Here is a 10,078-nt window from a genome sequence, read left to right on the forward strand (position 1 = left end):
TGGCAAAACTGGGCTGCACGAACATCCACCAGCACATTGCCAGCAAGTCCGCGAACCAGATCGCATGATACAGCTTCCATGCAGGCGGCCTGCCGTAGAAAGCACGCGTACCGATCATGCTCAGGCCAATGCCGCCGACCAGCATCAGGTTTGCCAGCGGCAGCACCAGCCAGGAGGGCAGGATCGCCAACAGGCCAAAGGCCACGCCGGAGCCGACCATCAGCGTCAGTCCGGCTGCCCAATGGCCAAGGCCCTGCACTTCGCGGCGGAAGCTGCGGTGCATGGCGTACATGACCACCGCCATGGCCGCGCACATCAGCGCGGTCATGAACAGGATGGTCTTTACGTCGAGCGCGTACACAGCGCGGACTCAGACGGAGCTGGGTCGACGCAGTTCGCCCTTCTGGCGCGGCTGGGGTGTGAGTGTGATGGCGGGGATGCGCTCGCCCTGCAGCTTGAGTTCGAAGGCCATCAACTCATCGCGGCGGAAAGCAAGCACCTGCACGGTTTCACCGACTTTGTAGCGCGACAGCAGTGCGTCGACATTCGAAGGATTGCCGGTCACGCGCAAGCCGTCGATGGCGATCAGGATATCGCCAGCCGACATGCCGGCACGCTGCGCTGCGCCACCCTCGTGCACCACAGAGAGCTTGGCGTCCGAGCCGTCGCGGCCAATATTGGCATCCAGGCTTGGCTTGGACGATTTGCGTTCATCCTTGTAGTCCACGCCGAACGATGGCAGCAGCTTATTCAGCGGCACATCTTCCGTGCCCTTGATGTACTTGTCGAAGAAGGACTTCAGCTTCATGCCGCTGATTTCATCGAACAGCGCTTCCACTTCCGCCGGCGTCACGCCGCGCGGCTTGCCGTTGTAGAAGTCGCGGCCATAGCGCTGCCACAGGGTACGCATGATGTCGTCCAGCGAGCGCTTGCCTTCGGTCCTGGTGCGGATGGTCAGATCGAGCGCGAGGCCGATCAGCGAGCCTTTGGCGTAATAGCTGACGATGGAGTTGGCCGCGTTCTCGTCCTGGCGGTAATACTTGCCCCAGGCGTCGAAGCTGGAATCGGCCACGCTTTGCTTGGTACGGCCCGCGCCGCGCAGCACGCCGCCGACGGCTTTGCCCAACAACTTGAAATAGTCTTTCTCGTCGATCATTCCGGCACGGACCAGGAACAGATCGTCGTAATAGCTGGTGAAGCCTTCGAAGAGCCACAGCAGCGGCGTGTAGTTCTCGACCTGCAGGTTATACGGCGCGAACACGGCAGGCTTGATGCGCTTCACGTTCCAGGTATGGAAGTATTCGTGGCTGCACAGGCCCAGGAATTTGACATAGCCTTCGCTGCGTTCCTTGTCTTTGGTCGAAGTCGATGGCAGATCAGCGCGCGAGCAGATCAGCGCAGTCGAAGCACGGTGTTCCAGGCCGCCGTAGCCGTCACCGACCGCCATGGTCATGAATACGTAGCGGTCCATCGGCGCTTTCTTGGTGCGCGGCTCGAAGAAGGCAATCTGCGCTTCGCAGATCTGTTTCAGGTCGCCGCACAGGCGCGGCATATCCAGGTTCGGCACGTGGCCCGTGATCACGATATCGTGCGATACGCCATGGGCTTTGAAGGTCGCCAGTGCAAAGTCGCCCATTTCGACCGGGCTGTCGATCAGCTCATCATAATCTTTGGCGACGTATGTGCCGAAGCCGTAGCGCCTGGCCTTCAGCTCCGGCAGCGCAGTCGCTACACGCCAGCCGCGCGCGGCTTCGTCGGCGGGACGCTGGATGTCGACCACATGCTGACCGTCCTCCTGGCCAAGCACGCGCAGGAACACGCTGGTGCCGTTGAAGAAACCATGGGTCTGATCGAGGTGGGCGGCGCGTACCGACAAGTCCCAGGCATAGATGTCATATTCGACAACCAGTTTGCCTTTGCCGGGCGCGGCCTGCCAGGAGTGCTTGTCGAGTTTCGTCAGCGGCACATTGGCGCTGATCTGAACGATATTGCGCGAAAATTCGCGGATCATGTAACTGCCTGGAATCCAGGCTGGCAGCGAGAGAATCTGGCCTTCCGGCGCTGGAGCATCCACGGTCAGGGTAACGTGGAACAGGTGGGCCGCCAGATCTTTGGCGGCAATGGTGTAGCTAATGCCTGGTTTGTTATTTTTCATTTTAGGTCGGACGGTATATCAATGTCCTGCAGGATGCCGGCATCGTCCACCGTCACTACATTGTTTGCATTATTCCGTACTATACCGCGTGCGCCCTGGTCGCCCTCCAGCGCCAGCAGCAGCGGCAAATGTTCCCGGCCGAATGCGACAGGGTTGCCGCGCCGCCCTTCGTACATGGGCACAGCAATGCCGGCTCCCTCCTCCACTTCGCGAGCCAGCGCGGATATTGTAGCGGGACGCACGTGGGGCATGTCGCCCAATGCGATCACCCAGCCCAGCGCTTCCTGAGCATGGTGGATGCCAGTGACCAGCGAGGCGGCCATGCCGTCCGCAGCGCGTTCGCTGACGACAATCTCGCAGCCAAGGCCGCGCAAGGCCGCCGCTGTTGCGTCATCACCGGGGCGCACCACGGCGACGACGCGCGGCAGCGCCGCCATCAGATTACGGGCGCTGATGGCGACAACCGTGCTATCGCCCAGCGGTTGCAGCAGCTTGTTGCGTGCGCCGCTGGGATCGAAGCGCGATCCCCGGCCGGCAGCCAGCAGAATGCCGGTGACGCCATGACGCGCTCCGTGGCCAGCCATGCGTCAGGCAGTGGCGCTGGCCAGGTCGAACGGCAGCTTGCGCAAGCGCTTGCCGGTCACCTTGAACACGGCGTTGGCGAAGGCCGGGGCCAGAGGCGGCAGACCCGGTTCACCCATGCCGGTTGGCGGTTCGGTCGAAGGCACGATGAAGACATCGACTTTCGGCATGTCCGGCATACGCGCCACGGTGTAATCGCTGAACTGGGTTTGCTCGACCACGCCATCCTTCAACGTGATCGCGGCGCCCGGCAGCGTGGTGCCGACTGCCATCAGAATGGCCCCCTGCACCTGGGCTTCGATGGTCATCGGATTCACCGGCTGATTGCAGTGGATGGCGGCAGTGACCGTATGCAGCTTGGGCACATTGTCCTTCACGGATGCTGAGACAATGTAAGCCGCCACCGTGTTGAAGGATTCGTGCACCGCCACACCCCAAGCCTGGCCTTTCGGCAGCTTCTTCTTGCCGTAGCCGGACTTGGCGACGGCCAGGTCCAGCGCAGCCAGATGGCGTGTGTGTTTCGGATCGATCAGCTTCTTGCGGTAGGCCACCGGGTCCATGCCCGCAACGTGGGCGGCTTCATCGATCAGGGTTTCCATCACGAAGGCCGTGTGGGTCGAGCCCACGGAACGCCACCACAGCACCGGCACGTTGGCCTTCACGCTATGCACGCTCAGATTCATCGGCACGGCATACGGTTCTCCCATGCCTTCAACCGTCGTGGCGTCAATGCCGTCTTTGACCATCATCGGCTCGAACGGCGTCCCGGCCAGGATGGACTGGCCGACGATCACGTGATCCCAGCCCACTACATTGCCCTTGGCATCCAGACCCAGCTTCGCGCTGTGCACATAGGCCGGGCGATAGTAACCACCTTTGATATCGTCTTCGCGGCTCCAGATCACTTTCACCGGGCCGGTCTTGCCGGTCGCGTGATAGGTCTTGGCTACATTGACCGCCTCCACCAGATAATCGGAAGTCGGCACGGCACGGCGGCCAAAACCGCCGCCGGCCATCATCGTGTTCAGCGTGACCTGCTCGGGCTTCAGACCGGCGGTGCGCGCAACAGCGACGGCATCGAGCGTCTGGAACTGGCTGCCCGCCCAAACGGTGCAAGCATCCTTCTTCAAATCGATCACGCAGTTCAACGGCTCCATCGGCGTGTGTGCCAGATAAGGGAACTCGTAGACGGCTTCGATCTTCTTGGCAGCGCCAGCCAGTGCGGATGTATCGGCTTTCTTCGCCGGCGTGCCCGGCTTGGCAGCCAGCGCTTTGTACTCGGCCAGCTGCTTGTCGCTGCTGACCTTCTCGACGGCGCTGGTGTCCCAATCGATCTGCAGCGCTTCGCGACCCTGCTTGGCCGGCCAGTAGCCGTTCGCGATCACCGCCACGCCGCTGCCGCCACGGTCAGTCGGCACCTCCAGCACATCCACCACGCCGGGTATGGCCTTGGCTTTGGCTGCATCGAACTTCGCAACCTTGGCGCCGAACACCGGCGGGTGCGCAATCACGGCAACCTTGGCGCCCTCCGGCTTGAAGTCCATCCCGAACTGCTGGCTGCCGTTCGACTTGGCCCGCGCGTCCAGGCGCGGCGTGCCTTTGCCGATAATCTTGAAGTCCTTGGCGTCCTTCAGCTTCACGGTGGCGGGCACCGGCTGCTTCATGGCCGCATCGGCCATCGAACCGTAAGTCGCTTTCTGGCCATTGGGGCCAATCAGCATGCCCTTCGAGGTCTTGATCTGCTCGGGTTTGACCTTCCACTGCTCGGCAGCGGCAGCGACCAGCATCAGTCGCGCTTTCGCGCCGACCTCACGGTATTGTTCCCAGGAGTGGGCCACGCTGCCGGAGCCGCCCGTCATCTGGATGCCGAACATCGGGTCCTTGTAGACATCGGCGGCAGGCGCCAACTGGCCGCGCATCTGCGACCAGTCCGCATCCAGATCTTCCGCGATCAGCATCGGCAGTGCGGTGTGCACGCCTTGCCCAAATTCCAGACGGTTCACCTGCACGGTCACCGTGTTATCCGGTGCGATGTGCAGGAAAGCGTTCGGCTGATAGACCGGCTTGGCCGGCGCTTCCGCCGCGCGGGCGAAGCGGTTGCCGCCAGTGACGATGAAGCCCAGCATCAGGCCACTGCCTGCAACGGCACTGGCCTTCAGGAAGCTGCGGCGCGACACGCCGTTCGCAGCCTGCGGTTGCATCCATTCCTTGTGCATGGCGATCTCCTTCAGGCGAGGGTCTTGGCCGCGTCCTTGATGGCGGCGCGAATACGTTGATAAGTGCCGCAGCGGCAGATGTTGCCGGACATGGCGTTATCGATGTCGGTGTCGCTTGGTGCCTTGTTGGTGCGCAGCAGGGCCGTGGCGCTCATCACCTGGCCGCTCTGGCAGTAGCCGCATTGCGGCACATCGTGTTTGACCCACGCATCCTGCACGGCCTTGCCGACCTTGTCGCCGGACATGGCTTCGATGGTGGTGATCTTCTGGCCGACGGCAGCCGAGATGGGGGTGATGCAGGAACGGATCGCCGCCCCTTCCAGGTGCACGGTGCAGGCGCCGCACAGGGCCGCGCCGCAGCCGAACTTTGTGCCCGTCATATTGAGGTTATCGCGCAGTGCCCACAGGATCGGGGTCGACGGATCTGCATCGACCTGGACATCACGACCGTTGATATTCAGAGTGACCATTGAATACTCCCTAGTTATGTGCGAAAACAGGCGGCACACATAGGCGCGCCGCCTTGCTGCGGATCGTGATGATGTCCGCTTGTTACTGCTTGATACTGGTCAGCTTTGCTTCCAGCGCGCGCGCGTCGATTGCGCCCGGCACGCGGCTGCCGTCGGCGAAGAAGATCGACGGCGTGCCATTGATATTCAGCTTGTGGCCCAGGGCCAGCACCTTGTCGCTTGGGGTGGAGCAATTGGCAGGAGCCGCCGGCGCCATTTTGCCATTGACCATCCAGTCATCCCAGGCCTTGCTGCGGTCAGCGGAGCACCAGATGTTGGCCGACTTGGTGATGGAGTCCGGCGACAGGATGTTGTACATAAAGGTGTACACGGTGACGTTATCCACCTGCTTCAGCGCCTGCTGGCGGAAGCGTTTGCAGTAGCCGCAGTTCGGATCTTCGAACACCGCGATCACGCGCTTGCCATTGCCTTTGACGGTTTTCACCGCCAGTTCCAGCGGCAGGTCATCGAACTTGATCTTGCTGAGATCATCGATGCGCACCTGGGTCAGATCTTCGGAGGACTTCAGATCAAACACGTGGCCCACGATCAGATAGCTGCCCGTTTCGTCGGTGTAGCGCACCTCGTTGCCAACGCGGATTTCATACAATCCCGCATACGGGGTCTTACGCACCGAGTCGATCTTCACGGACTCGCCCAGCTTGGGCTCGACCGCTTTACGGATCTTCGCTTCGATTGTGTTTTCCGCGCCTGCGCAGGACATCAGCATGACTGACGCCGCGATGAGGGCGAGCTTGATCTTTTTCATAAATTCTCCGCTACTGCTTATTTACTGCTTACCAAGGGCATGTGTGATCAGCCGGCGCTTTACGCCCGGCAATTTGTCCAGCAAGTTTAGCCCGAAATTGCGAACTGCGCGCACAGGTTCAAGATTTGCGCCAAAGAGACGTTCCAGGCCATCTGTTGCCACTTGCATAAGCAGCACTTCTTCCTTACGGGCGCGGGCATAGCGCGCCAGCACGCGCTCATCGCCGATGGAGCGGTGCTCCTCGCGGGCGGCGACGGCTTGCACCAGCTCCTCCACATCGCCAAAACCCAGGTTCATGCCGTGGCCAGCCAAAGGATGGACCACGTGGGCGGCGTCGCCGATCAGGGCTACGCGCGGGGCGATCATGGAATGGGGGCGCATCAGCTTGAGTGGGTAAGCGCGCACTACCTCCGGCTGCAGCGGCGTCAGGGCGCCCAGCTTTTCGGCGGCATAGGGCGCCAGGCGCTCGGCAATGCGGCTTGCGCCTTCGCTGCACAAGGTGTCGGACAGCGATTCCGGCGCCGACCACACCAGGGAAACCTGATTTCCCGGCAGCGGCAGCAGGGCAATGATGCCTTCATCGCAAGTGAACCACTGGTGGGCCACGCCGTGATGCGGCTTTTCACAGGCGAAGTTGCTGACCACGCCGCACTGATTATAAGGACGATAATCCAGGCCGATATCGCACTGGCCGCGTACCCAGGAGTTGGCGCCGTCGGCGCCGACCACCAGCGAGGAGCGCAGCGCGCTGCCGTCATCAAGGGTGATGGTGGCGCCGTCATCGTCGGCCTTCAGCGCGGTGGCACGGCCGTGGACGATGTGGACGTTCTGGGCGAAGCGCAGGGCGGCATCCAGCGCCTGGTTCAGGTTACGGTCTTCCACGATCCAGGCCAGCGTACCCGTATGGGCGCCGTAGGCATCGAAATTCAGCGCCCCGGCGTGGTTGCCATCGCCGTTGACGGCCATGGCGTCGACTGGAGCGATGCGGGACTGGTCCATTGCGCCCCAGACTTTCAGACGGTCGAGCAGTTTGTAGGCAGTGTGGTTCAACGCGAACACACGTACATCCCAGCTGGCCGGATCTGCCCGCTCTGGCGCGGCGGGCGGTCCCAGCAAAGTCACGCTTTGACCAGACTGAGCAAAGGCCAGCGCTGCCGTTTTGGCAATGGCCCCATTGCCGACGATGCAGACAGCCGTCTGCACGTGGTGCCGCCCGGAATGCGCGGCCGAATGCGAGGGATTGTTCATCCGGCCATTATAACTTTCCTACACCCTGGGGGCAGATCCCATGGTTTAGTCCCAGGCTGGGGCGATGCCGGCGGGATTGGCAATGCGGTCGTTGCGATCCAGGGTGGCGATGGCGGCCATGTCTTCGCCGCTCAGTTTGATGCGCTGGGCGGCCAGGTTGGCTTCGAGATTGGCGCGCTTGGTCGAGGACGGAATTACGGCATAGCCCAGCTGCAGCGACCAGGCCAGCGCAATCTGGGCCGGCGTGGCGCCGTGGCGCTCTGCAATGCGCACGATTACCGGGTCCTGCATCACCTTGCCGTAAGCCAGCGGCATGTAGGCAGTCAGATGAATGCCTTGCTTGCGCGCGAAGTCGACGACCTTGCGGTTTTGCAGGAAGGGATGAATTTCGACCTGGTTGGTCGCAATCTGCGCCGCACCGACCGCGGTAATGGCCTCTTCCATATGGCGTACCGTGAAATTGGAAACGCCGATCAGTTTGGTCAGTCCCTGCTCGCGCGCCAGCGCCAGCTCGCCCATGTATTCGGCAACCGGCACGGCATCGCCAGGCGATGGCCAGTGGATCAGCGCCAGGTCCAGCTGCTCCAGACGCAGCTTGCGCAGGCTTTCTTTCAGGCTGGGGATCAGCTTGCCCGCCGCCAGGTGCTCGGTCCAGACCTTGGTCGTCACGAACAGCTCGTCACGCGCGACACCGCTGTCGGCCAGCGCTTGCCCGACTTCGGCTTCATTGCCGTAAATTTGTGCAGTATCGATATGGCGATAGCCGGCATCCAGCCCATTACGGACGGAATCGATCACCACCTGCCCTTGCAGGCGGAAAGTACCCAGGCCAAAAGATGGAATGTTCATTGTGTTCTCCTTGAAAGCCAACACTATGCACCGGCGCTTTGTTGAGAAAAACCGCCCAAACCACAAAAGATATCTGCGGAGCAGTCAATAATCCTGAAATTAGCTCAGCAAAAGGCTATTGCAAACGGCTATCGGCCTGCTATAATGCTGCCTCTTGGCCTGGTAGCTCAGTTGGTAGAGCAGAGGATTGAAAATCCTTGTGTCGGTGGTTCGATTCCGCCCCGGGCCACCAAGAATAAAAAGAAAAAACGCCACCTTCGGGTGGCGTTTTTGTTTTCAGCACGCCTAATCTGTAGCGCGGCGCGCGGTTTGGCACCAATTTGCGCGCGGTTTGGCACGTGAGTCAGGCTCCGCTAACCAATCAAACTGGTCACCCCAGCCCCCACCACAGCGGTCACTAGTGGGTGAGCAAGAAACTTGGCCAATAGACCTTTAGCTTCGGCCTTCTGTTCAGTCGAAGCCTTTGCGTTCTCAATGCGCTGCAGTAAATTCTCAATGGCGATCTCGATGGATTGAGTGTTGTTGTCCCCGACCTGAATGCCATTTGATTGGTGAATGTTTACTGTCGTGTTTTTGGTCAGAGGCTGATCCCGAATCGCAGTTGTTTTACTCAGCTTCAGTTGCCAGTTAGGCGGGATTGCAGAGAGACCCTGGCTGAAATAAGCAGTCGTTATCAAATAACGCTCTTCACGCTGAGGCAGTACGCGGATAAGTATCTGCCCTTCTTGCACGTCTATATGCTCCTCAAAGAGGGTTGCTTGGGTAGGGCTAACCGATGCCCTAAAAGGTCCTATTCTGGACTGATCTTGTTGCTCGATGAATACCTCGTCCCTGGCCAGGCTTTGCAACATATGTCCCCCTATGTCAAAAATTTAACGGTGGTTCATATTGCCCTGAAGGTTTTCAAAACACAACAACTCAGCCTTCCCACTTTGTAACGTCGCTCGCTGTCTAGGCTCAAAATCCTTGGGGTTGTCCAGATAAATGATCTGCAAATTGCCAGGTGCCGCTAGACAGACTCCACTCTCCACATCTGGCGGAATTCAACGATCCTGCCATCCACAGTGTCTATTTCCCATCCAGACAGCACAATACCGCGTTCGTCCCAGCGTCGAATAACTGGTTGAAATAGAGGCTTGTGCAGGCTTGTGGGTATGCTGGAATTCCCCCCAAGTAGCTCTACGTGGTCCGGCCGCCAGTACGTTCCACCATCTGCCCTTCGGAACCATATACGCCCCTGCAGAGATGGAGCTAAGGCGCTTTCGTCCAGCCGCAGGCCGTTTTGACGCAAGAGCGTCACGCGCACCAACGCTCCCTCAATACTAGGGMGACTGGCCTCGGCAATAGCTACTGGTGGTTTGATACTGTACATGCATACAGTATATCAGCAACACCCCGCAATCCCGTTAAAAGATGCTGCGACTCATCCATTTCCTGTTAAATTGGCATCATTTACCATGAAAGGAAATAATGGATTCCGCAACGAAACAGGCCATCACTGATATTCTTGTCTGGCTCGGCTGGGCGCTAGGTTTCGCCAGTTCTGTGATCGCAATTTACCAGTGGGGGCAGCTAAATGAGCGCAAGCGCTCTTTGAGGAACTATCAATACCTGTTGGCTGCTATGAATGGCTCGGCCATTATGAAACAAATGCGGTGGGCGAATAACCGGTTGCTTCTTGTACAAGGAACTGACCCTGAAGTGCTCCGTGTTTATGAGACGGCCATATCAGATATGGCTGATTTAGCGC

9 protein-coding genes, 1 tRNA gene and 1 pseudogene are annotated in these 10,078 nt (G+C 60.0%); 2 read left to right on the top strand and 9 right to left on the bottom strand.

What is annotated here, in order from left to right; translation table 11 throughout:
* From AB4Z11_RS11835 to dkgB, 8 genes and pseudogenes are all read right to left on the bottom strand, one after another.
* Nucleotides 1-361: pseudogene (locus AB4Z11_RS11835) on the bottom strand (GGDEF domain-containing protein); the annotation flags it as partial.
* Between the two features lie 9 nt (nucleotides 362-370).
* Nucleotides 371-2,155 (bottom strand): M61 family metallopeptidase, encoded by a 1,785-nt coding sequence (locus AB4Z11_RS11840; protein WP_442025448.1) that lies wholly within the window; start codon nucleotides 2,153-2,155, stop codon nucleotides 371-373.
* Nucleotides 2,152-2,739 (bottom strand): nucleotidyltransferase family protein, encoded by a 588-nt coding sequence (locus AB4Z11_RS11845; RefSeq protein WP_442025449.1) that lies wholly within the window; start codon nucleotides 2,737-2,739, stop codon nucleotides 2,152-2,154. Before AB4Z11_RS11845 ends, AB4Z11_RS11840 begins: the two co-directional genes overlap by 4 nt.
* Nucleotides 2,740-2,742: 3 nt before the next feature.
* The gene (locus AB4Z11_RS11850; protein WP_442025450.1) at nucleotides 2,743-4,953 is read right to left on the bottom strand and encodes a molybdopterin cofactor-binding domain-containing protein; all 2,211 of its coding nucleotides are present in this window, start codon (nucleotides 4,951-4,953) and stop codon (nucleotides 2,743-2,745) included.
* Nucleotides 4,954-4,964: 11 nt separating this feature from the next.
* A complete protein-coding gene (locus AB4Z11_RS11855; RefSeq protein ID WP_442025451.1) occupies nucleotides 4,965-5,423 on the bottom strand; it encodes a (2Fe-2S)-binding protein in 459 nt (152 codons plus the stop codon).
* Between the two features lie 82 nt (nucleotides 5,424-5,505).
* A complete protein-coding gene (locus AB4Z11_RS11860; RefSeq protein WP_442025452.1) occupies nucleotides 5,506-6,231 on the bottom strand; it encodes a DsbC family protein in 726 nt (241 codons plus the stop codon).
* Nucleotides 6,232-6,252: 21 nt separating this feature from the next.
* Nucleotides 6,253-7,479 (bottom strand): UbiH/UbiF family hydroxylase, encoded by a 1,227-nt coding sequence (locus AB4Z11_RS11865; protein ID WP_442025453.1) that lies wholly within the window; start codon nucleotides 7,477-7,479, stop codon nucleotides 6,253-6,255.
* A 45-nt stretch (nucleotides 7,480-7,524) separates the two neighbouring features.
* Nucleotides 7,525-8,328 carry a 2,5-didehydrogluconate reductase DkgB gene (gene dkgB / locus AB4Z11_RS11870; protein ID WP_442025454.1) on the bottom strand — a complete coding sequence of 268 codons (804 nt, stop codon included), beginning with the start codon at nucleotides 8,326-8,328 and terminating at the stop codon, nucleotides 7,525-7,527.
* 156 nt (nucleotides 8,329-8,484) lie between these two features.
* Here dkgB and AB4Z11_RS11875 point away from each other — a divergent pair.
* Nucleotides 8,485-8,560 (top strand) — tRNA-Phe (locus AB4Z11_RS11875).
* 121 nt (nucleotides 8,561-8,681) lie between these two features.
* Here the strand turns inward: AB4Z11_RS11875 and AB4Z11_RS11880 are convergent.
* A complete protein-coding gene (locus AB4Z11_RS11880; protein WP_442025455.1) occupies nucleotides 8,682-9,179 on the bottom strand; it encodes a hypothetical protein in 498 nt (165 codons plus the stop codon).
* 619 nt (nucleotides 9,180-9,798) lie between these two features.
* On the opposite strand from AB4Z11_RS11880, the gene AB4Z11_RS11885 reads away from it, so the two are divergent.
* Nucleotides 9,799-10,078: hypothetical protein (locus tag AB4Z11_RS11885; protein WP_442025456.1), on the top strand; the 280-nt coding region annotated here is incomplete at its 3' end.

Origin of the sequence: Pseudoduganella sp. RAF53_2, assembly GCF_052113985.1 — a bacterium.
Classification (GTDB): domain Bacteria; phylum Pseudomonadota; class Gammaproteobacteria; order Burkholderiales; family Burkholderiaceae_D; genus Rugamonas.